The organism is Frankia sp. BMG5.23 (assembly GCF_000685765.2).
Taxonomy (GTDB): Bacteria; Actinomycetota; Actinomycetes; order Frankiales; family Frankiaceae; genus Frankia; species Frankia casuarinae.
Genome location: NZ_JDWE01000015.1, coordinates 52,683 through 78,902 on the forward strand (window position 1 = coordinate 52,683; position 26,220 = coordinate 78,902).

The following is a 26,220-nucleotide window of genomic DNA, read 5'->3' on the forward strand; positions in this document are numbered from 1 at the left end:
GGCTCAAGGGACGCGGGTGGCTCAAGGGACGCGGGTGGGATGCGCTCCGCGGAACGCGACGGTGCCGGATCTCGCGTGAACCAGTTGAACTTCTCCTCGGGGACCTCGGGGACCTCGGGGACCTCGGAGGGCTCGGAGGGCTCGGGCGACCGCACCGCGGCGGCGCGCATCCTTCTGTCCGCCCCACGCTCGCGCCGACGACGGAGCGCGGCCACCGCCTCCTCTATCGGAGGCAGGGCGGCCCCGCCATCCGATCCCGTGGCGGCGCCCGGACGCGACCCGCCACCCGCCTCGGCCGCGGTGGGCAGGTCGGCGTCGTCGGCGAGCTCGTCAACGACGTCGAGATCGACACCGCGCGGCCGGAACCACTCCTCGGTCGGTGTGTAGGAGGTGTAGGAGCCGAGAGCGGCCGGCGGCGTATCGGGACCGCCGAGCGACCCCGCAGGCCCAGCAGGCCCCGCAGGCCCGTAACCGTTCAGGCCCGTCGCACCGGGCCCCGCCAGGCCGGGAGCCGCCAGGCCGTTGCCATGAGACGCGCTGCCATGAGACGCGCTGCCACGAGACGCGCTGCCACGAGACGCGCTGCCACGAGACGCGCTGCCCGCGACGAGCAGCACGGCGGGCAGATGGACGAGCGCGCGAACCCCGCCGGTATCCGAGCGTGCCAGCCGCACCTCGATGTCGTGCCGCGCGGCCAGGCGGGCCACGACGAACAGGCCGAGGCGTTGGGCGATCGAGAAGTCGAACACCGGAGGCTCGGCCAGCCGCTGGTTGGCTGCGGTCAGCTCCTTCTCCGACATCCCGAGGCCGGCGTCGTCGATGATGATGAGCAATCCGCCGTCGTCAAGGCGGGACGCCGCGAGGTCGACCGCGAGGTATGGCGGGGAGAACTGGGCGGCGTTCTCCAACAGCTCGGCGACGAGGTGGACGACGTGGTTGACGGAGTCGGCCGCAACCTGCACCTCCGGCACCTCGATGATCTGGATCCGTTCGTACTGCTCGATCTCGCCGATCGCGGCCTGCAGCACGTCACCCAGCGGTACCGGACCCGCCCGGCGCCGGCCCGGGCCGGCCCCCGCGAGCACGAGCAGGTTCTCGCTGTTGCGGCGCATCCGGGTCGCCAGGTGGTCGAGCTTGAACAGGTTCTCCAGCTGGAGGGGGTTCTCCTCGCTGGCCTCCAGCCGGTCGATGAGCGCGATCTGCCGTTCGATGAGGCTCTGGCTGCGCCGGGACAGGCTCAGGAACAGGGTGTTGACGTTGCGCCGCAGGCCGGCCTGTTCGGTGGCCAGCCGCACCGCCTCGTGCTGCAGCTCGTCGAAGGTGCGCGCGACCTCGCCGATCTCGTCGCGGGAGTCGACGGCGATGGACCGGATCGTCGTGTCGACCTGGTCCGGGTACGCGGTTTGCAGCTGCTCGATCAGGCGGGGAAGGCGCTCGTGGGCGACGTCGAGGGCGCCCGTCCGCAGTCTGCGCAGGGGGCCGGTCATCGTGCGCGCGATCGCCAGCGTCCACACGATCGCACCGGCCATGATAATGATGATCAGCGCGCCGAGGATGGCGGTTCGCTCCCAGGCGGTGGAGCGCAGGTCGCTCGCGGACCCGATGACGTCGTCGAGCAGTCCGGTCTCGACGGTGCGCAGCAGCTCGATGTGGGTGGTGCTGGCCGCGAACCACTGGTCGGGATCGATGCCGAGGTCGGGCAGCCGCTGACGCTGGATGGCACGGTCGGAGGTGCGCTTGACCGTCAGCACCGCCTGACCGTTGACGATCTGATCATAGCGGGTCCGGTCGCTGGGTCGGGCTGCGGCGCGGAACGCGTCCTGGGCCGTCTGCTCCTCGGCGAGGAGACCGGACATCCGTTCGGCGGCGCCGAACTCGAACCGGCCGGTGAGGGCCGCGGCGTAGAGCTGACCGCGGATCTGGGAGTTGATCTCCTTGATGGTCGACAGGTCATTGAGGACCGTGGTGGCGTAGCGGAGCTCGTCGTCGTCCCGGTCCTGCCCGATCCGGCGGTCGAAGGCGAGCAGGCGGCTGATCGTGGTCGAGTACTCGCTCAGGATCGCGCCGATGGGCAGCTTCCCGCCCCGGACGGCCTGACGCAGCGCGGGCAGTGCGGCGATGCTCTGCCGCACCCGCACGGACAGCGGGGAGGCCCCTCGGCCGAGACGGCCGGAGGAGGACCCCAGCGAGGCCTGGAAACGGGTTAGCACCTTGTCCACGACACGCTGCTCGGTGTTCAGCCGGTCGGCCAGCGCCCTGCTGGTCGGGGCGGCGCCACGCCCGCTCATGATGAAGCCCGCGGCGAGGTCCCGCTCGAGCTGCATCTCGTGCACCGCCGCGGTCACATCCCGGCCGAGCCTCGCCGAGGTCACCCCGTGACCGTAGCTGGCCGCGTCGGACAGCCAGGTCACGCCGGCGAGAATCGCTACCGCCAAGAAGGCCGCCATGGGCACCGCCAAGGCCGCGAAGAGCTTCCCGCGCACGGGGAGGTCGTGCAGGCGCAGCCGCCGCCACGGACGCGATCGGAACTCCCCCGCCCCGGTCGTAGCCACGGCGGGGGCGGGGGCCGCGGCCCCGGTCACGGCCCCGGTCACGGTCACGGTCACGGCCCCCGCCGAGTGCCGCCGACGCCGCACCGGGGATGGCTGCTCCCGGTCCCCGGGTGTGCCCGCGCCACAATGCCGGCTCTCGGCAGAGGAGCCCGGCGGGTCATCCGCCGCGACCCGCCTTCTTCCCGGCTGGACCACGAGATCCGTACCTCTCGCCCTCTCGGATCGCCCTCTGGAACTGTCCCGCCAGGCCAGTCCCGGCCCTGGCCGGCAAAGACTATGCCTTGGCCGGCAAAGACTATGTGGGCGCCCGATGTCGCCGCCGGTGGGGTCGCCAGTAGGCTCGCCTGACGATTGGCCCCGTCAATCACCCGCGCTGCTGGACAGCCCGGCTGCGGTTGTTGTCCGACAAACAACTAGTGTCGCCGCTGGCCACTGCCAGCTTTCACTCCTCACCGAGCCGGGCATGCGGGAGCACGATGATCCACGGGTTTCGAAGCACGGTCGCGGGCCTTGCGCTTCTCTCCGCGGTCGTGCTGGCCGCCTGTGGTAGCGGTGGCAAAGCCGAGCCGGCCCGAGTTTCCGGCGAGGTCAAGATCGGACTGCTCGCCCCCATGACCCATGGCGATACCGAGACGGGGCGTGACGCACAACGCGGAGCAGAGCTCGCCAGCCGTCTCATCAACGCCGGCGAAAGCTGGGCGAGCGACGGGACCAGAGACCTCTGGGGGCCAGCCGGCCGGGCCCATCTTTCTGTTGTGACATTGGATACAAGTAGCGATCCGCGCCAGACCGCGGACGCCACGTCACGCTTGGCGACCGACCACGGCGTCGTGGGCATCGTCGGCGCGTTCACCCCCGACGCCACCCTGGAAGCCAGCCAGCGGGCCGAACGCCTGCGGATCCCGTTCGTCAGCGGGGGCCCGTCGCTGACGGCGCTGACCGAACGTGGGCTGAGCTGGTTCTTCCGGATCGGACCCGACGCGGCCGACTACGGCGGCGCCTTCCTGTCCCTGCTGCGTGACGCCGAGCAGCCGGGCCAGGAACGCCGACGCGTCGCCCTGCTCTACACCAACGACGCCACCGGCCTCGATATGCAGGCGACCGTGGCGGAGTTCGCCGAGGAGACCGGTTACCCGATCGTGGCGAGCGTGGCCTACCAGCCGGGTACGGGCCAGCCGGGTACGGGCGATCTGGCCGCCGCTGTCGGCGCCCTGCAAGCCACTGCACCCGACATTGTACTGACGAATATTTCTCCCGGTCAGGGCGCAATTCTGGGAAACACTTTCCGGGATGGTGGATACATACCGCCCGCGGTTGTCGTGTACGGCGACCCGGCGGAGGCCGCCCGACTCGCCGCGGTTCCCGAGTTCGCCGATCGGGTCAGCCGCCAGGTCGCCTGGTCGATGCCCATCGCCCGGGCCAATCCGCTGGCCGCGAGAGTAATCGACCGCTATCTGCACGATTTCGGGGCGCCGATGACCGAGAATGCGGCCGAGGCCTTCACCGCCATGACCACGATCGCGCAGGCAATCGATGACGCGGGCAGTACGGATCGTGAGCTGGTCCGCTCCGCGTTGACCGCCCTGAATCTACCCGCGAGTTCGACCATCATGCCGTGGAACGGCGTCCATTTCGACGGAACCCACCAGAACACACTTTCCGCAACAGCGATCGAACAGACCACCGGTACGACATTCAGAACCGTCTACCCCCGCGACCTGGCCACGACGACAGTCAAGTGGCCCGCGCCGGGGACGGCCGTGACGACTGTCGGACACCCATCATCGAGGGCGACGTCGGCGTCACAGTCGACGCCGGGGACCAGGACCAGGACACGGACACGGAACGAGTAGGTACCCGGATCGTTCTCCCCCTGACCCGTCCACGGATCACCTCGCCGGCGCGAGATCCGCCACCAGCACCGGATCGAGGCCGCCGGGGGTGCCGTCCGGCTCGGTCTTCTCCAGCCGGAACCGGGCCGCGCGTCCGTCGAGTTCGAGGACGGCGAGCACACCGCCTGCCACACCGGGCTCGGCGCCGTGGCCGCGGCGCCGTGGCCGCTGGGCGAAGCCGTCACCGGACTGCTGACCATGGTGGCGGTCTGGGCGACCCTCTCCCGGAGACTCCTGTACGCGAGCCCTGGAGCCGCCGGCGGCGCATACCTGGCGGCGCGCACCTGGCGGCCAGGTGGTGCTGGCGACGGCGCCACGCGAGCCACTCCGGGAGGTCGGACGACAGGCTCGTCGTGTAGCGCCGTTCACGGCAGCGCGAGCGAGGATATTCTGGAGGTTTTTGAGCTGGTCCTTCAAATTCGGACCTTCCTTCAGCTATGAGCCGGTCTATGCAACTGTTGCCGCACGGAGGAGATCGGAGGTATGTCGGCTGTAGGGGTTGCGTCGGGGTATCTGGTCGGAGTCGACCCAGGGCGGAGGGATGAATTCGGGCCGGCGATCGTGGCCGATTCGGACGATCCAGCCGTGATGGTGGATAAGCCTGTGATGATATCCACACAGTAGTACCAGATTGTCAAGTGAGGTTCTTCCACCGTCTATCCAATGACGAACGTGGTGAACTTCGCACCATGACGGCGGCCGATCACACCCCGGGAATGAACAGCAGACGTCTCGGGCGATGACGGCGCGGCGTAGGTCCGCGGGTGCGGTGCGGTGGGCCCGTCCGACGTCGAGGGGGACGCTCGCCGCATCGAAGACGACGCGGGTGACCGTGGCGTCACAGGCCAGCCGGCGCAGGACACTGGCCGGCAGGGGTTGACCCCAACTGGTGGTGGCGGGCGTACCTCCCTGGCCGAGTAGTGCCGTCCAGGAGACGGTGACGGTGAGGTGGGGGCGCACGCCGCCGGTGACGGGCAGGGCTGCGGTGGCGAGGGTGCGGTGAAGGAGGTCGACGAGGGCGTCGGCGCGGCGCTGTGCAGGTGTGCGGGGGTCGAGGGTGCCGTCGTCGGCGGGGCGGGGTTTGGCCAGCGGGTCAAGTGCGCTGCGTAGGAGCGCGGCGGCTTCGGCGTCGAGTTCGCCGGTGATACGGGTGCTACCCCCGGGCAGATCGGTGATCCACAGGCCGCGCCGATCCGCGGGGGCGTCGCCCGAATCCTGGTTGCCGTTGCCCGAATCCTGGTTGTCGTTGCCCGAATCCTGGTTGTCGTTGCCGGCCGGGCCCCCTGCGGGGCCGGGAGACGTGCCGGAGTCGGCGCCCTCACGGTCGCCGTTCTGGCTGCCGGTGTTGGCGGGGCCGTCGCCGCCGGGGCTGGTGTCGATGCGGGTGAGTTGTTCCCGCAGGTGCCGGCCAAGACGGGCCAGTTCGCGGGGGTCGAACATCCGGGCCAGCTCCAGCAGGGATGCCTCCGCCGCGGTGTACACCTGCGCGTCCAGGCCGCGGGGGAGAGAACGGATCGTCGTGCGGACCTCAACCGCCTGCTCGACCGTGATCGCGCCGGCGGCCAGGGCCGCACCGGTGGCACTCAGCGGTCCGTCCACGGCCAGGGCCAGGGCCAGATCGACCAGGCGATGGGCGTCCCCCGGCCGGATCCGCAGCCGTTCCCGCAGCAGCGCCGCGGTGCTGGTAGCCCCCTCCCGCACGGCCAGGTTCCGGCCGTGGGCCTCTCGCACCAGCGCGAGCCGTACCGCGGCCAGGCGGGCCAGCTCCACCGAACAGTCGTCCAGGGCGCCGTACAACTCGGCATCCGACAACGACCACACCGGCGCATCCAACAGGCCGCCGACCTGCTCGGCCACTACCGCCAAACCCGACGGCACCAAATGCTGCCCGAGGGCCGGGCCGGCAGTGATGGTCATGGATCAAGCGTAGATCACACAACCCCCGATGTCGAACTCATGTTCGATTGCCGTAACTAGGTGCTGTGGTCGTAGCGGAAATGAGGACCGGCGTGCTGGTGCGCGCCCTGCGCGAAGATCCCGGTCGCCCTCGGCTTCACGTGTATGGCCGGCGGCCTGCCGGCCGGGACCGTCCCCGCACCCCGCCCGGGCCGCCCTCGACTCCCCCGGCAGCCCGGGGCACGGCCTCGAGCACGGTCCAGAGCCCATCCCGCGCCTGCGATTGTTCACTTCTCCGGTGGAAAATCTGCACCCGCCGCGGACAACGACCCGACACGCTGCTAGCGTCGAAGCCGTGAGGTCGTATGCCGGATATCCGGGACGGTTGCGCGCCGCTCTGCGATGTTCGGGGGGATGCCCGAACATCGGTACACCGAATGGTCACCCATCCCGCACGGCCGCCTTCGACGGGCTGTGTCCAGGCTCCTGACCTTTTCCGTACCACACGATCTTAGGCATTCCGACCGGGCCCCGGGGAAGCGGCCCGGTTCGGCAGCCGGACCGTCCACCGCCGCACCGCGCGAGCAACCGTGAGGAACCGCGGACGAGGACAGCCATCGCGGATTAGTCGCAGAGGCATCGGTGCCCGGCCAGCGCCCCACGGCCGGCGCCCAGTACACCGCCGACACGCCGGCGCCCAGTACACCGCCGACACGCCGGCGCCCAGTACACCGCCGACACGCCGGCGCCCAGTACACCGCCGACACCGCCGGCACCCCACCGCCGACACCGCCAACACCGCCAACACCGCCAACACCACCAACACCGCCGACACCACTGACACCGAACACCGACTTCGACCCGGGGAGAATCACCCTATGAGCACCGAGAGCTGGTCGTTCGAGACCCAGCAGATCCACGCGGGAGCCCAGCCGGACCCGGCGACCGGCGCCCGAGCCGTGCCGATCTACCAGACCACCAGCTACGTCTTCCGCGACACCGACCACGCCGCCGCTCTGTTCGCCCTCGGTGAGCCCGGAAACATCTACACCCGGATCATGAACCCCACTCAGGACGTCTTCGAGCAGCGCATCGCCGCCCTCGAAGGTGGGATCGGGGCGCTCGCGGCGGCGTCGGGGCAGGCCGCGGAGACGCTGGCGATCCTGAACCTGGCCGAGGCCGGCGACCACGTGGTCTCCTCGGCCAGCCTGTACGGCGGGACGTACAACCTGTTCCACTACACCCTGCCGAAGCTGGGCATCGAGGTCTCCTTCGTCGGCGATCCCGATGATCTCGAGGAGTGGCGGGCGGCGGTACGGCCCACCACGAAGGCGTTCTACGGGGAAACGATCGGCAACCCCCGCGGCGACGTCCTCGACACCGTCGGGATCTCCGAGGTCGCCCACGCGCACGGGATCCCGCTCATCGTTGACAACACCCTCGCGACGCCCTATCTGTACCGGCCGCTGGAGCACGGCGCGGACATCGTCGTCCACTCGGCGACGAAGTTCATCGGCGGCCACGGCACCGCGATCGGCGGCGTCATCGTCGACGGCGGCCGGTTCGACTTCGGCGCCTCCGGCCGGTTCGCGAACTTCACCACTCCCGACCCGAGCTACCACGGTCTAGTCTACTGGGACGCGCTCGGTCACGGCTCGTACATCGCCAAGGCACGAGTGCAGCTACTGCGCGACCTCGGCCCGGCGATCTCCCCGTTCAACTCGTTCCTGCTGCTCCAGGGTCTGGAGACGCTGTCGCTGCGGATCGAGCGGCACACCGCGAACGCCCGGCGGGTCGCCGAGTGGCTCGATGCGCGCGACGAGGTGAGCTGGGTGGCCTACCCGGGCCTGCCATCGTCGCGGTGGTACTCCCGGGCGCAGAAGGTGCTCCCCCGCGGCGCCGGCGCGATCCTGTCCTTCGGCATCGTCGGTGGCGCCGAGGCCGGGAAGAAGTTCGTCGAGGGGGTCGAGCTGTTCAGCCATCTGGCGAACGTCGGCGACGTCCGCTCACTGATTATCCATCCCGCGACGACGACGCACTCCCAGCTCACCGAGGCCGAGCAGACCGCGACCGGGGTCACCCCGGATCTCGTCCGCCTGTCGGTCGGCATCGAGGGGATCGACGACATCCTGGCCGACCTCGATGCCGGGTTCCGTGCGGCCAAGAGCTGAGTCGCGTGGCACCGGTGCGGCCCTTTCGGTCGAACCGGTACCGCCGACGGTCCAACCGGTACCGCCGACGGTCGAACCGGTACCACCGACGGTCCAACCGGTACCACCGACGCCACCGCCCGCCTCCGGGGCATGGCGCGCCGGGATCGACCCGGTGGGACGACGTCGGTTCGTCGACCTGCCGGGACCGCTGCGGCTGGAACGCGGCGGCATCCTGCCCGGCGTGACGGTGGCCTACGAGACGTGGGGCCGCCTCGACGCCGCGGCCACCAACGCGGTGCTGGTCCTGCACGCGCTCACCGGGGACAGTCACGCCGTCGGCCCGCCCGGGCCGGGCCATCCCACCCCAGGCTGGTGGGATGGCCTGATCGGGCCTGGGCGGGCCCTCGATACCGATCGCATCTTCGTGGTCTGTCCGAATGTGCTGGGCGGCTGTCAGGGCACGACCGGGCCAGCCAGTCCCGCGCCGGACGGCCGACCCTGGGGCGGCCGATGGCCCGAGATCACGATCTCCGATCAGGTCACGGTGGAGGTCGCCGTCGCCGACGCGCTCGGCATCCGGCGCTGGGCCGCGGTGGTCGGCGGCTCGATGGGGGGCATGCGGGCCCTGGAGTGGGCTGTCGGCCATCCCGACCGGGTCGACCACGCCGTGGTCCTGGCCTGCGGCGCGGCTGCGACGGCGGAGCAGATCGGGTTGTCCGCGGTGCAGCTTCGTGCGATCACCGACGACCCGGCCTGGAACGGCGGCGACTACCACGGCCGGCCCGACGGACGCGGCCCGGACGCCGGCATGGGTCTGGCCCGGCGGGTGGCCCAGATCAGCTATCGCAGCGAGGCCGAACTGGAGGAGCGGTTCGCAGATCGGACCCGGCCCGACGGGTTGTTCGAGGTCGCCTCCTACCTCGACCACCATGCCGGCAAGCTGGCCGCTCGGTTCGACGCCGGCACTTACGTCGCACTGACCCGGGCGATGATGACCCAGGACGTCGGCCGGGGGCGCGGGGGGCGCGCGTCGGCGCTACGGTCCTGCCCGGTGCCGTTCACCGTCGCGGGGGTCGACTCCGACCGGCTCTATCCCCTCCATCTGCAGGAGTACATCGCCGAGCGCGTCGGCGCGCCGTTGCGCGTCGTCCACTCGCGGCGCGGGCACGACGGGTTTCTGATCGAGACCGAGCAGGTCGCCGCAATCGTCCACGACGCCCTCCGGACGGCCTGACCCGGAACTGATTATCCGCACGGTTTATCCGCACGGCGCGGCACGTTGACGGCACGGCACCCCGGCCCGTCACCTTGAGCGTGTATGAACCGCTGCATGGTGACCCCCTCCGCCGGTCCGCCGGGTGCCCGCCCAGGCGGGCTGTTCGCCACCATCCGCGCGGCCCTGCCAGGCCTGCTCCCGAGCGAGCAGCGGGTGGCCGAAGTGTGTCTGGCCCGTCCGGGGGACGTGGTCGAATGGTCCGCTGCGCAGCTCGCGGAGGCCGCGGGAACATCGACGGCCACGGTGGTGCGCGCCTGCCAACATCTCGGCTTCCGCGGATTCCAGCATTTCCGCGTCGAGCTCGCCCGGGAGAGCGGGGCCGCGGCGCTGCGCGGTGAGATCGGCCGAACGGACGCCGCCGACCCGGTCGAGCGCCTGGTGGACACCGTCTTCGGCGCGGCGACCGCGGTGCTCGCCGACGCGCTCGGCCCGCTGGACCGGTCCCGTCTCGCGCCCGCCGTGGACCTGCTGGACCGGGCCGACCGGCTGCTCGTCATCGGCAACGGCGGATCGGCTCCGGTCGCCCAGGACGCGGCGTTGCGCTTCCTGGGTATGGGCCGGCCGGCCGAGGCGCCGGGCGACTCGATCGCCCAGGAACTCACCGCCCGCCTGCTCGCGCCCTCGGACGTCTGCCTGGTTATCACGAGCAGCGGAGCGAACGAGCCGAGTCTGCGGGCCGCGGAGGCGGCCCGGACCGCGGGCGCCGCCGTCATCGGCATCACCAGCTACACGGCCGGTCCCCTGGCCGAGATCGCCGACATCAGCCTCGTGGTGGGGGCGCCCGACTGGCCCATCAGCTCGGACATGATCGCAAGCCGGCTGGCCTCCCTGCTGCTGCTCAACGCCCTGCAACTCGCGGTCGGCCTGCGCCGCACGGACAACCCGCTGCTGGCCGGAACCATCATGCGGGACGTCCAGGGCCACTCCGTGCGGGCGGAGGACGGCCCGCGGCGGCCCGCGGCGGATCCCGGCCTCGGGGCCGCCGATCCCTACGAGTTCTGACCGATGACCGGTCGGGTCAGGGGACGCGCGGACAGCTACGAAAGCGTCCCACCGGCAAGGCGCTTGGCCGGAGATTCGTTGCGGTAAGTGACTGTCCCCCGTTTCCCGACCGTCATGGACCATTCATCTCGGTACCCGAGACTGCCTCTGTAACGAGGAACCGGGAGGCAGGCGCGCTCCTGGAGCAGACGTACACGGGGTGCTGGGTGGCAGAAATCCGGATCGAGGGCCTCACGAGGCGCTTCGGAAACGTCCGTGCGGTGGACGACGTCTCCCTCGACGTGGCGGACGGCGACTTCCTCGTTCTGCTGGGACCGAGCGGCTGCGGGAAGACCACGCTGCTGCGCATGATCGCCGGCCTGCTGGAGCCGAGCGAGGGACGCATCATGCTCGGCGATCGCGACATCACCCATGTCCCCGCCCGACGACGCGACCTCGCCATGGTCTTCCAGAGCTACGCGCTGTACCCGCACCTGACGGTCGAACGCAACATCGGGTTTCCGCTGCGGGCCGCGCGCCGCCCCAAGGCGGAGATCGCCCGGCGCGTCCGCGAGGTCGCCGACCAGCTCGAACTCGGCGGGCTGCTCCACCGGCGCCCCCGTGAGCTGTCCGGCGGGCAGCGCCAACGGGTGGCGCTCGGCCGTGCGCTGGTCCGTGACCCCCAGGCGTTCCTCATGGACGAACCCCTCTCGAACCTCGACGCGAAACTGCGCACCGCGACCCGCACCGAGCTCGCCGGACTGCACCGCCGGCTGGGCCGGACCTTCATCTACGTCACCCACGACCAGGTGGAGGCCATGTCGATGGCAACCCGCGTGGTCCTGCTCAACGGCGGCCGCGTGGAACAGGTGGGCAGCCCGACCGAGGTCTACGACACGCCGGCCTCGGTGTTCGTCGCCGGCTTCCTCGGCGCACCGCCGATGAACCTGATCGAGGCCCGGGTGGAGGCCGACGGCGACCTGCTGGCGGTCCGCGCGGACGGGCTGCGCATCCCGCTGTGGCCGGGCTTCGACGAACCCCGCGACGTCATCGTCGGTCTGCGACCCGAGAACCTGACGCTGTTGCCCGGCTCGGCCGAGTCGCCCCGCCCGGCCGAGCCGCCCCACCCGGCCGAGGCATCGACGGCATCACCCGGCTTGACGGCATCACCCGGGTCGACCGCGCAGATCGAAGGTGTCGTGACCACGGTCGAGAACCTCGGCAGCGAGGAGGTGGCCTGGTGCGACGTCCACGGTCAGGCCGTCGCGCTGCGTGGCCCCCGCCCGATCGGACTGGCCGCCGGTGACCGGGCCCGACTCACTGTCGACGTCTCACGGGTGCACCTGTTCGCTCGGGCGAGCGGACGTCGTCTCGCCTGGCGGCCACCGGATCCCCGGGAATCCCTGACCATCCCCGTGCCCGGCGCGCTCGCCGCATCCCCATCCCCCGCTTCGCCCGCGCCCGCCGCGGTCTGAGCTGCGACCAGACCAACCGGACCAGATCATCGCGATCCGGTCCGTCCGCCATCCCGTCGATCCCGTTGATCCCGTTGATCCCGTTGATCCCAACGTCCCGTTGATCCCAAGGAGCATCCCCGTGGCTCGACCACGCCTGCTGCGTGCCGCGGCTGGCCTCGCGTTGCTTGCGGCGCTCGCCTCCGCGTGTGCGACGTCCTCGTCCACACCCACGAGTACGGCCGCGAACGCCAGCACGATCCCCGAACTCTCCCCGGACCAGAAGGTCTCGATCGTCTTCGAAAGTTACAACCTCGCGAACGTCGGGACGTGGAAGCCGGTGATCGAGGGGCTGCTGCGCGACTTCCAGGCCGCGCATCCCAACATCACCGTCAAGGGCCAGCCGCCGCAGAACCTGGCCGGTAGCGCGAACAGCGGCGACTACGTCACCAGCATCAAGAACCAGGTGCTGGCAGGCAGCCCCCCGGACGTCGCCCAGATCACCTTCAACGCGCTGCGCTTCGCCGCCGGCAGCCTCGGCGCCCAGCCGCTCGACACGTTGGTCGGGCGGGAGGCCGTTCAGGCGAACTTCGGCGGCGAACACCCGTTCGCCCCGAAAGCCCGCACCCTCGGCGACGTTGACGGCAAGACCTACGCCGTCCCGTACGTCTTCTCCACCCCGGTTCTCTGGCTGAACAAGACCCTGTTCACCCAGGCCGGCCTCGACCCGGCCAAGCCGCCGAAGACCTGGGCGGAGGTAAAGACCGCGGCGCTTGCCATCAAGGCGAAGACCGGCAAGGACGGGGTCCTCATCGACTGTCTGACGAAGGTCGGGGACTGGTGTTTCCAGAGCCTGGTACGTTCGGCCGGCGGCCGAGTGATCTCCACCGACGGTACCAAGCTGTCCTTCGCCGATCCGCCGGGCGTCGAGGCGGTATCGATGGCCGCCGACCTGGTACACAGCGGCGTGATGCCGAACCTTGACCAGAAGCAGCAGGTCAAGGCGTTCAGCAGCGGTCAGGCCGGGATGCTGCTCGAAAGCAGCTCCCTGCAAGGGATGTTCATGGCCGGCGCCAAGGCGAACAACTGGCAGCTCGACGCCACCCAGGAACCCTCGTTCGGCTCGAAGCCGGTCATCCCCACCAACTCGGGAGCGGCACTGGCGATCTTCAGTAAGGACCCGGCCAAGCAGCGCGCCGCCTGGGAACTGATCAAGTTTCTCACCGGCGACCACGCCTACACCGAGATCTCCTCGAAGATCGGCTACCTGCCGCTGCGGACCGGCCTGATCGACGACCCGAAGAGCCTGCAGGCCTGGGCGAAGGCGAACCCGCTCATCAAGCCGAACCTCGACCAGCTCGCCCGGATCGAGCCGTGGGAGTCCTTCCCGGGTGACAACTACCTCCAGATCTCGGACACGATGATGACCGCGGTCGAAAGCGCCGTCTTCACCGGCAAGGATCCCGCATCCACCCTGGCCGCCGCACAGAAGCAGGCCACCAGCTTCCTGCCCCGGAAGTGACCGCCGTGCCCGTCGTAAGCACCGGGAGCACGGCCACCGCAGCGAGCACCGGGAGCGCCCCGGGCGACGGCGGGGCGCCGCAGGCGCGGCGCGTCCTGTCGCTGCCGGGCACGATCAACCTGCGCGACGTCGGCGGCTACCCGACTGTGCACGGACGCTCCCTGCGCTGGCGCACGCTGCTGCGCTCGGGCACGCTACGCGGGCTCGACGGCCGTGGGCAGGCCATCCTCGCGCAGATCGGGCTGCGCACGGTCATCGACCTGCGCGAGGACACCGAGGTGGCGCACGATCCGGACCAGCTCGGCCGGCTCGCCGCGACGCATCGGCGGGTGCCCGTCTACACCCTGCCGGTCGACCGGCACCAGACGGCCGGCGATCTGCGCAGCCTCTACGACCACGTCGTCGATCATCGAGGGGACCGCCTCACCGCGGCCATGCTCGCGCTCGCCACACCGGGGGCACTGCCCGCGATCGTGCACTGCAGCGCAGGCAAGGACCGCACCGGTCTGGTCATCGCTCTGGCGCTGGACCTCGCCGGGGTGCCAGCCGAGGTGATCGCGCAGGACTTCGCGCTGACCTCGTACTTCCTGCGGGACGAGGCCGCGGCGGCCGTCCAGCGCATCTCCGCCCTGATGTCCACCGACGGCGAGGAGCTGCCGGCCTCGCTGATGGCGAGCCCGCCCGACCTCATCCTGCACGCACTGGACCGTATCCACGCCCGGCACGGGGACACCCGCACCTACCTGCTCGCGCACGGGGCGACGGCGCACGCGCTGGACCGCCTCGTCGAGGCCCTGCTCGTGCCGGCGGAGGCCTCCGACGCCGGGCCGGACTGCGGTCCGCCGACCGCGGGCTGAACCCCAGCCGGTGAGCCGCAGGCCCGAAGTCCCCACCCCTCGGGCCTGCGGCTCACCCCATGCGCCACCCCGCCCGCCCTGAACCCCGCTCCGGAAGGATGTCCATGCCAATACTCCTGGACCCGACCGCGCACACGCCCACCCACATCCTGATCCAGATCAGTGACACCCACATCGTCCGCGAGGGTGAGCTGATGCACGGCAAGGTCGACACGTACGCCGCGCTGCGCACCGTGCTCGACCAGATCGAGGCGTCCACGCTGAAGATCGGCGCCCTGCTGCTCACCGGCGACCTCGCCGACCGCGGTGATCTGCTGGCCTACCAGCGGTTGCGTGACCTGGTCGAACCGGCGGCGGCGCGCCTGGGCACGCCCGTGCTCTACGGCGTCGGCAACCACGACTCGCGTGGCCCGTTCCGGGAGGGACTGCTCGGCGCGGAACCCACGGCGGAGGCTCACGACTACGTGCACTGGGTCGGTGACCTGCGGATCATCATGCTCGACACCACCGAACCGGGCGAGCACAGCGGCTTTCTGAGCACCGCCCAGCTGCGCTGGCTCGCCGACGAGCTGGCCACCGCGGCCCCTGACGGGACCATCCTCGCCCTGCATCACCCACCCGTGCCGTCCCCGCTCGCGATGGTGAACTCGCTCCTGCTCGCCGAGCCGCAGAACCTCGCCGACGTGCTCGCCGGCAGCGACGTGAAGATCGTGCTGGCCGGTCACGCCCACCACGCGTCCGCGGGCGTGCTCAGCGGCGTTCCGGTCTGGGTGGCGGGTGCCACCGCCTACCGGATACGCACCCTCGGCCCGGCCGACCGGATAACCGGCCTGGTGGGGGGCGAGTACACCCGGATCGACGTCTACCCCGAGGGGGCCGTCGCCACCGCGGTACCGATCGCCACCTCCGAAGTGGTCTACGACATGACCCTCGACGAGGTCGTCCAGCTCGCGGCGGATTATCACTGACCCCGTCCGGCACTGACCCCGTCCGGTGCGTCGGCCCTTCCCACGCCTCCGGACTTCCCGCGCCTCCGGAAAGGATGCTTCCGAACCGTGTTCGTCGAAATCGCCATCCCGGGGGCAGCCGGCGCCACAGTCCCCGCCGGTGCCGCAGTTTCCGCCGGTGCCGCGTCGCGCGTGCCGGTGCGGGCCGCCCGGCCGTCGCTGGCCCGGCGGATGCTCGCCGCCACCCCGCCCTACCTGTACCTGCTGCCCGGAGTGGCCAGCCTGGTGCTATGGACCTACAAACCGATCATCGAGGCCGTCCAGCTGTCCTTCTACCACTGGAACCTGCTGCCGAACTCGCCACGGACCTACGTCGGTCTGGACAACTACCGGCAGATCTTCACCCTTCCGCAGCTCCGGGGCGCCGCGAAGAACACGCTGTGGTACATCCTCGGCCTGGTTCCGTTCGCCATCGTTCTGCCCACCGCCATCGCGCTGGCCATCCGGGACCTGGGCGGTCGGTCGCGCACCGTCTACCGGGCGCTGGTCTTTCTGCCGATGCTGGTCGCGCCGGTCCCCGCCGCCGCGGTCTGGCGCTGGTTGCTGGATTCCAAAGGGGTGGTGAACCACGCCCTCGGGCTTGGTGACTACAGCTGGCTGCGGGAGGAGCGGACGGCGCTGATCGCCATCCTGGCGATCTGCGCGTGGCAGATCCTCGGCTTCGCCACCCTCGTCATCTCCGCCGGACTCACCGGCATCAGCAGTGATTACGCCGAGGCCGCCGAGATGGACGGGGCGTCGCGCTGGCAGGTCACCCGGTGGGTGACTCTGCCGATGCTGCGCTCGACCCTGCTGTTCATGCTGCTGATAACCGTGCTGCTGTCGGGGCAGTGGACATTCCCACTGCTCGACGTGCTCACCCAGGGCGGCCCCGCCGACTCCTCGACCAACATCTATTACCTGCTCTGGGAGTTCGGTTTCCGCAGCCTGGACTCCGGTCTGGCCTCCGCGGCGGGCATCGCGTTCTTCCTCGTCTTCGCGGTGGTGGCGGCAGTGCTGGTCAAACTGGCCGACCGGTACAGCTTCGCTGACAACTGACCCGGACCCTCGGCGACCGGATTTCTCGACACACCCCGGTCCCCCGATCCAAGGATGCGCACACGATGAGCAGCATGCGGATACCGCGGATACCCCACTGGCGGGCCGCGGCCAGCCATCTGATGCTGGCCCTACTGAGCCTGATCAGCCTGTTTCCGGTGTACTGGATGTTCGCCACCTCCTTCCGCCGGCCGGACGACATCTTCGACCAGTCGCTCCTGCCCTGGCCGCTGAGCCTCGCGAACTACCGCTACGTCTTCGACAGTCTCGACATCGGCGTGCTGCTCGCCAACACCTTCACGATCGCCGCCGTCACCGCCGCCGGCCAGCTCATGATGTCCCTGCTCGCCGCCTACGCCTTCGCCGCCTGGGAGTTCCGCGGCAGGACCCTGTTCTACCTGGCGTTCGTGGCCACCTGGCTCATCCCGTTCCAGGTGACGATGATCTCGAACTACCTGGTGCTGTCGAACCTGGGCCTGCTGAACACGCTGGCCGGCGTCATCGTGCCGAACCTGTGCTCGGCGCTCGCGGTGCTCATGCTCCGCCAGCACATGCAGGCCTTCCCCCGGGAGCTGCTCGACGCGGCCCGCATCGACGGGCGGGGTTCATGGTCCACATTGTGGACGGTCGTCGTGCCGAACCTGCGCCCGGCGCTGGCGTCGCTGTCGATCCTGCTGTTCATCACCGCCTGGAACGAATATTTTTGGCCGGCGCTGGCGCTGCAGCGGGCGAACTCCGTCATCCAGCTGGGCATCCGCGGTTTCCTGACCCTCGAGGGCGACAACTGGGGCGCCGTGATGGCCGGGTCCGGCCTTGCCTGCCTGCCCGTCTTCGCCCTCTACCTGGTCCTGCAGCGCCAGGTCGTCGACGCGTTCGTGCGCTCCGGCCTGCGCTGACCGCGCTGACCGCTCCGGCCTACGCTGACCGCGCGGCCCCGTTTCCCGGCGGCAGCTCCTCGCCTCTTGCCTCTTGCCTATCCACTCTTGCCTCTTGCCTATCCAAAGGAAGCCGGCCGGCCGGGTGACGGCGATCCAAGGTGGGCCGCGAAAGTGGGCCGCGAGATCGGAGAGCTCCGTCAGACGGACGGGGTGACCATATCGTCGGCGATCCGCTCGATCCTGGCCCGCAACTCGGCCAGGGGGAGCCTCAGGTCGAGCACGTACGTCACGAGCTCGATGGGCGCGGGACCCCCGATCCGGCTCCGGATGACGTCGCCACGACCGCCGGGCTGGCCGTCGGCCCGCTCCGAGCCGGCGTAGACGAGCCGTCCCTGCCGGGCGCCGAGCCGGGCACAGTAGGCGATCATCTGGTGGTACACGTGTGCGCGCGCGCCCTGTCGGATCGCGAGCCGGTACTTCGCGTCGAGGACAACCGCCGGGATCATCCGCCCGCCCGGGCCCTCCGGCCGGTACAGCACGAGATCGGGGCACATCTCCAGCGTCCGGTCCTCGTCGAGGTGGTGGGTGCGGTCCTGCAGGCGGACCTCACCGCCGCGGCGGGTGAGGACCTCGTCGACGGCGTGGGTCACGAAGTCCTCGAAGACCTCCCACATCTTCACCACGAAGCCGTCCACCCGGAGCGTCTCCCCGTCTTCCCGTTCGAAGGAAGACGAGCGCAAGACCGTCTCGGCGAGCCGGAGCGCCGCATGGTAAGGCGCGTTCACCCGGGTTGGCACCCAGTCCGGCGGCTTGACGGGGCCGTGCGCCGGCTCGGCCACACCGTCCAGGGCGGCGGCGATACGGCGCAGCTCCTGGGCGGTGGCCGGTGCCACCCCGGCCAGGGCGAGCAGCGAGCGGGTGGCGGCGAGCAGCAACCGGTTCTCGGCGGTGTCGACGGTGCGCTCGTCATAGCGCACCTCGAGGGGGAACATCACCCCGGACCGTTGCCGGAGCTGCGCGGACTCGCGCAGCCGGCCGCGAAGGACGGGAAGCGCCGCATCCACCTGCCGATAGCCTCGCGGCACCCCGTGCGCGAGCGCCCGCGAGGCGGTTCGGGCGAACGCCGCGGCGACCGCGGGCAGAAGATCCGGTTCCTCCGCCGCCTGGACCTCGTCCTCGAACCACCTGCCGCGATCCTGCGCGTAGCCAAGCAGAAACAGCAGACGGCGGATGGTGACCTTGGGTCGGATGCGAACCTCGAACGTATCCTCGCCCGACCCGAGGCGCACGGTGCCGACCAGGGCGTTGTCCTTGACCTCGCAGGTACCGTCGGCACGCCGTTGCCGCACCTGCGCCACCTCGCTGGCATCGAGCGCATCGGCCTGGCCCGGGCTCAGCTTCCGCCGCTGCCACCCGGCGCCCTCGGTCAGCTCCACCGGCGCAAGCATGGCATCAGCCTGCCGCGGGGCCGGGGATGGTGTTCGCGGGGACTCCGGCGGCCGGAACCACCGCGGCCGGAACCACCGCGGCCAGGCCGAGGGACTGCCGCAGCGCCGGTAGGCCGTACCGGGCCGCGAGGTCGATGGTCTCGCCGACGTGGTGTTCGGCCAGCAGCGGCAGGATCTGATGTTCCCACACCCGGTCGAGGCCGTCGGCACTCTGGTGGACGCGGTCGCGCATCAGATAGGACGGGCCGATGCGGGCGTCCGGGTCGTCGATGCGGCGGTTCAGCTCGCCGAGCAGGCGGGCCGCCTCGTCGGGCAGGTCGCCTGCCGCAAGCCAGCGGCGCAGCACGGACGCGGTCGGTTCGACGTCCGGATGGAGCCCGACGAAGGTGAACCGCCGGCGCAGCGCCTGGTCGAAGGCGGCGATCGAACGGTCCGCGCTGTTCATCGTGCCGATGATGAACAGGTTCTTCGGTAGTTGGAAGTCGCGCGTGTCCGCGGAGGCATACTGGGTGGTGACGGCCTCCCCGCGGTATTCCAGCAGAAAGTACAGCTCACCGAAAATCCTGGCCAGGTCACCCCGGTTGATCTCATCGATGATCAGGAAGAACGCCTGGCGGGGATTGAGCTCGGCGGCGGTGGCGAGCCGGCGCAGCGGACCGTCCACGAGCTCGAAGGACATCCGGTTGGTGGTGGCCGCGTCACCGTCGCCGCCCTTCACCTGCACCGGGCGGAAACCCTGGAAGAAGTCCTCGTACATATAGGACGGATGGAACTGGACGAGGGTGACGTTCTCGCGCCGATCGTCGGCGAGATGCCAGGCCAAGCGCCGGGCGAGGTACGTCTTGCCGGTGCCGGGCGGGCCGTAGAAGATGAGCTGCGGCCGGTCCCGCAGAAGCTCGACGCACCTGCGCAACCAGTCCCGGCTGTAAAAGAGGCCGTCCGCGAACTCGTCCGTGACCTCGCGCAGATCGTCCCCGCCGAGGGCCTGGCCGGCGAGGGCCTGGCCGGCCAGGGTCTGGCCGGCCAGGGTCTGGCCGGCCAGGTCGGCGTCGGCGCTCTGGGGGGCGGCCCCCGTCGTCGCGATCGATGCCACCGGCGCGGGCGCGGGCACCAGGGCGTCGAGGTCGCGACGAAATCGGAAAGATCGACGATGCGCGCTTCCGCGTTGCCGAGCAGGGCCGCCACCCGATCGGGTAGATCGAGGTAGTTCACCGGCTCGTCGGCGTTGCGCCAGTGGACCGGCCGTTGCAGGTCCGCGACGCCCCCGACGCTCGCGACGAACACCGGCGGTCCGAGGATCTCCCCGACGTAGTACTCGTCACGGTCGTTCACGACGACGAGGTCGTTCTCCCGCATCCGGCTCAGGAAGGCGTGGTACTCGCTGGTGAGCCGGCCGCGCCGGGCCGAGGTGAGCGAGGCGTGTTCGCGGTCGACCGCCCGGCGCACCTGCTCCCGGTCGACCCCGGGCCGCACCTCCAGCCGGTCACCGGGCAGGGAACAGACCTCGTCGGCCAGCCAGAGATCCCGCGCCAGCGAACGGCCACGCCGGTCCGCGCCGCGCACCAGCCAGGCCCGGCGAGGGATCCGCTCCGGCGCGATGGACTCGACGAGCATGCGGAGGTCGTCGAGCGGCAGCCGCAGCTCGCCGGCAGCCCGCCCCGCCGTCAGGTCGCCGACCTCGACCTCGAACCAGTCCAGCCAGTCGCGATACTCGTCCTCGGTGAAGAGGGCCTCGCGCGGCGGCCGGCCCGCCGGGTCGAGTACGCGCGACCAGCCCTCGGGGCGGAAGCCGCACAGATGGCGGACGAGGCCGTCGACCGTCAGATCGGCCACCGTCGAGAGATCCGTGACGCTGACCCAGGTCTGTTCGGGCAGCACCGCGAGGACGTCGTCCACCAGGCCAAGGCTGCTCCGGTGTTCCCGCCAGTAAGTGTTGTGCTCCGTGACATCACGCCACCACGCGGCCTCGTCCGGGGACGCCCGCAACGCATCCCGGCCGATTCCGGTAGCCTGCCACCGGCGGTTGCTCTCACTCAGATGACCGGCCCTGGCCAGGTAGACAGCGCCCCGCAGGACGAGTTTCCTTGCGACGGCGCTCCGCGGGTCGTCACCTGATCCGCGCCGCCATCCGGGATCGGCGCCAGCATCGGACGCACGCATCCGCATCCACAGCTCGTCCGGAGACGCCTCGCCGACCTCCGCCAAGATCCGCATAACCCGGTACAGCAGCCCGCCGATGATCTCTAGCTGATCCGCCATGCACCCGCCCCCGAGACGATCCACCCGCAGGATCTGATCGGGAGCAATTATTCATCAGGTCATCAGACAACGACGAAGCACTCATAGCGAACGAAACTTCCACTACCCAGAGTGATCATTCTGGTGAGCCAGCCAGGCCGTCCGGAGAGGTAGCGAGCCGTCCGTTTCCCGCTGTCGCCGTCCACACGCCTCACGCACCGAACGCCCGTCGCCCCCGGCAGGCCTGCCGGCAACCGAAGATCGATGCTGCCGTGAGCAGGCACACAGGCCGGCAGGAACGTCCTCACCGCGAGCATGAAGGCGCGCGAACCGATCTGTTTCGCGCGGCGCCGGCTCACGTGGACCGCGGAGAAATACGCCCCCCGATCGCCGGAGGTGATTACAGGCGGCAATCCCGCCCGGCTCGCTTCTCCGCGCCGGGATGCCGTACAAGTGCCAGGCGCTTCTGAATACGATACCGTTGGCCCGGTCACGAGAATGGCTCTCTTCTGCCCCGGGAGCGTCCATGGCTGTTCGCCGGTCTCCGGCCAGGTTACCGCGGTGACTCCGGCCGAGTTCCGTGGCCTCGAAACCGCCCCGGAACGACCCGACGCAGGCGGTGGGCCGGTCCCGGAGCAGTCTCGGGTCACCGAGATCGACAGAAAGCTCGACCTGCTGGACCGCGCCGCCTCCCCGGGCGACTCACCCGAGCCCCGCCATCAGGAGCGACCGGCCGGCCGGGATGCTCCCAGCCGGAACACCTCCAGCATCGACGCCAAGCTGGACCTTCTCGACAGGGCGGCGCTCGCCCGTTCCGGCGGCGGCGCGGCTACGCCGGCGGACACCACCGGCGACCGGCCGTCCGAGGTCCGCCCGCCCACCGAGCCCGGGAACAGCGACCGGGCTCGGATCGAGGCCAAGCTGGCGCTGTTGGAGGACGCGGCCCGCCGCTACCGCCCCGAGCCCCCGGACGCGCCCGCCCCCGGTCGGGAGCGCTGGGCCGTCCGCGAGGCACCGCGGACTCTGCCGGACGACCATCCGCTCCTCACCCCGACGGACACCATCAACACCCCCGAACGCGCCGCCCTCCGGGAGAATCTGGTGAAGGAGGTGATCGGCGATGCCAAGCCGCCGGAGCAGGGCAGCCCCACCCTCGACCTCATGGGCGGCGGCGGAGCCTCCGGCAAGGGCTTCGTGCTGGAGTACCTCAAGGACGAAGGCCAAGTACCCACCGAGAACGTAGTCCATCTTGATCCCGACGAGATCAAGAAAATGATCCCCGAGTTCGACGAGATCATGGGTGCAGGAGACTCGCGCGCGGCTGAGGTGGTCCATGAAGAGAGCAGCTCACTCGCGAAGGGAGTCCTTCAACAGGCCATGGACCGCCGCCTCAATATCATCTACGATAGCACCCTCGGCAACCCGGAGAAGACCGCCAAGCTGATCGATGACGCGCATGCGAAGGGATACGAGGTTCGCCTATTCGGGGTGAGTGCCGATCCGGAGCTCGCGGTCACGCGCGCCGCGGACCGCGCCGCAAAGTCCGGCCGCTATGTTCCCGTTGACCACCAGCTTGCGGCACACCGTGGATTCTCCCAGGGCTTCGAAGGTTATGCCGAGAAGGCCGATAAAGTACGTCTTTATGACACCAACTCTGAACCCCGACAGATCGCCCGCAAGAGGGCGGGCGAAATTTTGACAATTCTCGACCAAGGATCGTACGATAAATTTCAAAATAAAATAAACATTAATCCAGAAGCCATGGGGCCGGCATCACTGTACACCGATCGAGGCGAAAACCAATAATTTTCACTTCGACGACCAGCTACCCGCACAATCCGAATATCAGACAGATGGTTTCACGAGAAAAAGGAGCATAGCATGGAAGGCAAGGAAACCGACGAGGAGTTCGACGCTCGTCGTTCACAGAAGTTCGATGAGGGGATGGACCGACTCCAAACCTTCGACCCAGATAAATGGGAGGCCGTCAAGAAGCGGATGCGCGAGAAGGAAGAAGAGGAGACCAAGCGCATCTTCGGCGACAAGAAGCCCACTCTGTATGTCGATCGCTATACCGACCTGTGAGGCTTCGCGGCTGATCCCGGCGGCCCACAGAACCCGTCGGTATCGGGTGAAGTCAGATCGGCGCTGAGATCGTACGCAGAGATCCGGGGACGCGGCTACCAGAGGGCGTGCTGGTCGCCGGGAGGTGGCTCCGTGCCTTGTGCGCGCCGAAGGCTGCGAGGGTGGCCGGGTGAGGATGTACTCGAGCATCACGTAGTTCGTCAGCAGGATGTCGGGACGCCGATCCAGGATCCGCTGCCGGGACTCGGCCAAGTCCTGCCCGGTGTACCGGTCGAAGGTGACCGACCGGCCATCCACGGGTATTCCCCATTCGAGATACTTCTTCAACTCGTGGAGCTGGCTGTTCGCCAGCGCGTTCATGGGGTAGACCACGATCGCCGAGATGCGGTTCGGGCGGGGGTCACGGAGGACGGAATCCACGACCGGCACGATGTAGGAAAGGCTTTTACCGGATCCCGTGCCGGTGGTGAGCACATAGCTGCTGCCGTCCCGGGCCGCCTCGATGGCTTCCCGTTGGTGCCGATACAGCGTCAGCGACCGCCCGCCGGGATCGCCGGAATCCCTCTTGACCCGGAAGAATCTGCCGCAGTCGGGGTGCAGCAGACCTGTGCCGACCAGTTCGTCGACCGTGCCGCCGGAGGCGAACGCAGGGTTGAGCGAGATCCACGGGTCAGGCCAGCGGACCTTCGCCGCCCGCTCCCGCTCGAGATAATCTTTGATCTTCTCGTCGCGAACCTCGACGAGGGAGTCGGTGAAGGCCGCATAGTCCTCGATCAGGCTCCGATGAGTCTCGAAGACCTCCACGTACTCCCTGCCCTCCTACCCACCAGGTCCGAACAGTGTCCGGCCAGCACATCCAGGTCGGGCGCGGCGGGCCGGGTGCGTCTGTCGTCGTACCCTACGGTGATCGGCGCCCGTCGTCCGGCATGACGGACCGGCTTCTGCTTCTGGTGGATCCGCCGCCTGACCCGGCCCGACCCGGCCTGACCCGGCCCGACCTGATCGCGGCACACCGTGGGCTGTTCCGGTGGGTGTCTGTCCAGAGGCCCCGAGCCCGATTCGTCCTTGTGGACACGCACGGCCACACCGGGAATCTTGCCTATCCAGAGGCTTCGACGTCCCTTTTATCCCTCTGGAAAGGCAAGAGAGGGGGCTGGCTACTCGGCTATTCGAAGCGGGGGGGCTGGCCGGTCGCTTCGAGGACGGACATCCACAGATCGCCGGCCGGGTCGACCTGGTTGCGCTGGCTGATCGCGAGCGGGATCGGGATGTGGATGAACCGCCGCCGCCAGCGGCCGACGACCATCTCCGTGCGGCCGGACATCGCGGCGTGCACGGCCGCGTGGGCGAGCCGGATCGTGTAGACGCTGTCGTACGGGTTCGCCGGCACGCTGCGGATCACGTAGCTGGGATCGATGTACTTCAGGTTGAGCTCGATGCCCTCGGCGTCGAAGTACTCCTTGATCCGGCGGGAGAGCTCCGGGCCGATGTCGTGCAGCTTGCGGTTCCCGGACGCGTCGGTGCTCTCCGGCTGGCCGACGACAAGCTCCTGGCCGGCACCCTCGGCGACGACGACGACGGCGTGGCCGCGCTCGGCCACCCGGCGACGCACGTAGTTCAGCAGACCGCCGTCGCCCTCCAGCTTGAACGGCAACTCCGGGATGAGCACCACGTCCGCGTTACTCTTCGCCAGCGTCGCGTAGCAGGCGATGAATCCCGAGTGGCGGCCCATGAGCCGGACCACGCCGAGCCCGCCGGGCGCGGACGTCGCCTCGGCGTGCGCGACCCGGATGGACTCCGCGGCCTTGCCGAAGGCCGTCTGGAAGCCGAAGCTCTGGTCGATGTAGGGGATGTCATTGTCGATCGTCTTCGGGATGCCGACCACGGCGATCTTCTCCCCGCGCGTCTCGGCCTCCCGGGCGATCTGCCCGGCCCCGCGCAGGGTGCCGTCACCGCCGATGACGAACAGGATGTTGATGTTCATCCGGGAGAGGCAGTCGACGATCTCGGCGGGATCCTGCTGGCCGCGGGAACTGCCGAGGATCGTCCCGCCGTCCTCGTCGATGTTGGCGACGCTCTCCGGGGTGAGATCGACGACGTCGTGGCCGTAGCGGGCGATGAAGCCCTGGTACCCGTTGCGGAATCCGAAGATCCGCCGAACCCGGTAGTGCGAGGTCAGCTCCAGCACCAGACCGCGGATCACGTTGTTCAACCCGGGACAGAGCCCACCGCAGGTGACGATGCCCACCCGGGTCTTCGACGGGTCGAAGTAGATCTTCCGGCGCGGCCCGGCCGGCTCGAATCCGGGCAGGTCATCGAGCGCGACACCACGCGAGGAGATCATCAGGGCGGTGTCGTCGTAGAGGACCTTGTCCGACTCATCGATGTAATGCTGCGTCGTCGGCCGCTCCCCCAGCAGCGGCAGGAGCGGGGAGTCAATCCGGCAGACCCCCAGGGTCTTGACCGCCAGATCGGCATTATCCACCAGTATTGGTGCACCCACCGTTACCCGGCCCTCACGTCTCGATCGGCGCTACATCAGTCTCGGTGACTTCGCTTCATACTTACCTGGACCAGAGGAGCACGGACACCCCCGATCATCCTAGGTTTCTCCACCCCGAGAGTACCGACCCAAACCACCCACCACGACCCCGTCGACGGGATAACCCGCAACCTGCGGACGGAAACAATGGCTTCATAGGCGCGAAACCGGCGTAACAACCTGCCAACCCCGTCCCGACCTGTCCCGGGCGGACACCTCCGGGCGATGCGGGCAGGCGATGCGGGCAGACCGTCCGAGCCGGATAACCCAGGCCAGACCAGGCCAGGCCAGACCAGATCCGGATCCGGAAGCCCCGCGACGTCGGCGGCCGCGAAGTCCGGTAGACGGTCAGCTCATGCAGTGACCACCATCGCGCGGCGGCCGAATTTGGGGGAGCCCGT

The 26,220-nt window shown here is 69.6% G+C and carries 19 protein-coding genes; 11 read left to right on the plus strand and 8 right to left on the minus strand.

Annotated elements, in window-relative coordinates; all coding sequences use genetic code 11:
• The coding region (locus BMG523DRAFT_RS09515; RefSeq protein WP_235463029.1) for a nitrate- and nitrite sensing domain-containing protein at positions 1–2,606 on the minus strand (2,606 nt) is incomplete at its 3' end.
• A 422-nt stretch (positions 2,607–3,028) separates the two neighbouring features.
• On the opposite strand from BMG523DRAFT_RS09515, the gene BMG523DRAFT_RS09520 reads away from it, so the two are divergent.
• Positions 3,029–4,405: an ABC transporter substrate-binding protein gene (locus BMG523DRAFT_RS09520; protein WP_011437214.1), complete on the plus strand. Its 1,377-nt coding sequence runs from the start codon at positions 3,029–3,031 to the stop codon at positions 4,403–4,405.
• A gap of 36 nt (positions 4,406–4,441) precedes the next feature.
• Here BMG523DRAFT_RS09520 and BMG523DRAFT_RS27000 read toward each other — a convergent pair whose 3' ends face one another.
• Entirely contained in the window at positions 4,442–4,576 is a 135-nt protein-coding gene (locus tag BMG523DRAFT_RS27000) for a hypothetical protein (RefSeq protein ID WP_023840763.1), read from the minus strand.
• A gap of 315 nt (positions 4,577–4,891) precedes the next feature.
• Positions 4,892–6,361, minus strand: a complete 1,470-nt coding sequence (locus tag BMG523DRAFT_RS09525; protein WP_043590915.1) for an HNH endonuclease signature motif containing protein — start codon at positions 6,359–6,361, stop codon at positions 4,892–4,894.
• Positions 6,362–7,218: 857 nt separating this feature from the next.
• On the opposite strand from BMG523DRAFT_RS09525, the gene BMG523DRAFT_RS09530 reads away from it, so the two are divergent.
• From BMG523DRAFT_RS09530 to BMG523DRAFT_RS09570, 9 genes are all read left to right on the plus strand, one after another.
• Positions 7,219–8,511, plus strand: coding sequence for a bifunctional o-acetylhomoserine/o-acetylserine sulfhydrylase (locus BMG523DRAFT_RS09530; RefSeq protein WP_011437217.1), 1,293 nt, complete (start codon positions 7,219–7,221; stop codon positions 8,509–8,511).
• Complete coding sequence (locus BMG523DRAFT_RS09535; RefSeq protein ID WP_083494783.1) at positions 8,483–9,727, plus strand: homoserine O-acetyltransferase; 1,245 nt, start codon at positions 8,483–8,485, stop codon at positions 9,725–9,727. Before BMG523DRAFT_RS09530 ends, BMG523DRAFT_RS09535 begins: the two co-directional genes overlap by 29 nt.
• 96 nt (positions 9,728–9,823) lie before the next feature.
• On the plus strand, positions 9,824–10,771 hold the full coding sequence (locus tag BMG523DRAFT_RS09540) for a MurR/RpiR family transcriptional regulator (protein WP_108913751.1): 948 nt from the start codon (positions 9,824–9,826) through the stop codon (positions 10,769–10,771).
• 206 nt (positions 10,772–10,977) lie between these two features.
• Entirely contained in the window at positions 10,978–12,225 is a 1,248-nt protein-coding gene (locus BMG523DRAFT_RS09545) for an ABC transporter ATP-binding protein (RefSeq protein ID WP_011437220.1), read from the plus strand.
• 121 nt (positions 12,226–12,346) lie between these two features.
• Complete coding sequence (locus tag BMG523DRAFT_RS09550) at positions 12,347–13,726, plus strand: ABC transporter substrate-binding protein (RefSeq protein WP_011437221.1); 1,380 nt, start codon at positions 12,347–12,349, stop codon at positions 13,724–13,726.
• 5 nt (positions 13,727–13,731) lie between these two features.
• On the plus strand, positions 13,732–14,583 hold the full coding sequence (locus BMG523DRAFT_RS09555) for a tyrosine-protein phosphatase (RefSeq protein ID WP_011437222.1): 852 nt from the start codon (positions 13,732–13,734) through the stop codon (positions 14,581–14,583).
• A 104-nt stretch (positions 14,584–14,687) separates the two neighbouring features.
• On the plus strand, positions 14,688–15,551 hold the full coding sequence (locus BMG523DRAFT_RS09560; protein ID WP_011437223.1) for a metallophosphoesterase: 864 nt from the start codon (positions 14,688–14,690) through the stop codon (positions 15,549–15,551).
• Between the two features lie 87 nt (positions 15,552–15,638).
• Positions 15,639–16,628 carry a carbohydrate ABC transporter permease gene (locus BMG523DRAFT_RS09565; protein ID WP_011437224.1) on the plus strand — a complete coding sequence of 330 codons (990 nt, stop codon included), beginning with the start codon at positions 15,639–15,641 and terminating at the stop codon, positions 16,626–16,628.
• 65 nt (positions 16,629–16,693) lie between these two features.
• Entirely contained in the window at positions 16,694–17,524 is an 831-nt protein-coding gene (locus BMG523DRAFT_RS09570) for a carbohydrate ABC transporter permease (protein WP_011437225.1), read from the plus strand.
• A gap of 179 nt (positions 17,525–17,703) precedes the next feature.
• Here the strand turns inward: BMG523DRAFT_RS09570 and BMG523DRAFT_RS09575 are convergent, their stop codons facing one another.
• The 3 genes from BMG523DRAFT_RS09575 to BMG523DRAFT_RS26380 are packed head-to-tail and all read right to left on the minus strand — an operon-like array spanning position 17,704 to position 21,213.
• A complete protein-coding gene (locus tag BMG523DRAFT_RS09575) occupies positions 17,704–18,954 on the minus strand; it encodes an McrC family protein (RefSeq protein ID WP_051623807.1) in 1,251 nt (416 codons plus the stop codon).
• A 4-nt stretch (positions 18,955–18,958) separates the two neighbouring features.
• Positions 18,959–19,777: an McrB family protein gene (locus BMG523DRAFT_RS09580; protein ID WP_235463030.1), complete on the minus strand. Its 819-nt coding sequence runs from the start codon at positions 19,775–19,777 to the stop codon at positions 18,959–18,961.
• Complete coding sequence (locus BMG523DRAFT_RS26380; RefSeq protein WP_235463031.1) at positions 19,669–21,213, minus strand: hypothetical protein; 1,545 nt, start codon at positions 21,211–21,213, stop codon at positions 19,669–19,671. Before BMG523DRAFT_RS26380 ends, BMG523DRAFT_RS09580 begins: the two co-directional genes overlap by 109 nt.
• 540 nt (positions 21,214–21,753) lie before the next feature.
• Between BMG523DRAFT_RS26380 and BMG523DRAFT_RS09590 the strand changes: the two genes are divergently transcribed.
• Positions 21,754–22,998 (plus strand): zeta toxin family protein, encoded by a 1,245-nt coding sequence (locus tag BMG523DRAFT_RS09590; RefSeq protein ID WP_043590918.1) that lies wholly within the window; start codon positions 21,754–21,756, stop codon positions 22,996–22,998.
• A 117-nt stretch (positions 22,999–23,115) separates the two neighbouring features.
• Here BMG523DRAFT_RS09590 and BMG523DRAFT_RS09595 read toward each other — a convergent pair whose 3' ends face one another.
• Both BMG523DRAFT_RS09595 and BMG523DRAFT_RS09600 read right to left on the minus strand, forming a co-directional pair.
• On the minus strand, positions 23,116–24,081 hold the full coding sequence (locus BMG523DRAFT_RS09595; RefSeq protein ID WP_011437229.1) for a DEAD/DEAH box helicase: 966 nt from the start codon (positions 24,079–24,081) through the stop codon (positions 23,116–23,118).
• 361 nt (positions 24,082–24,442) lie between these two features.
• Entirely contained in the window at positions 24,443–25,780 is a 1,338-nt protein-coding gene (locus BMG523DRAFT_RS09600; protein WP_011437230.1) for an ATP-dependent 6-phosphofructokinase, read from the minus strand.
• Positions 25,781–26,220 lie beyond the last annotated feature (440 nt).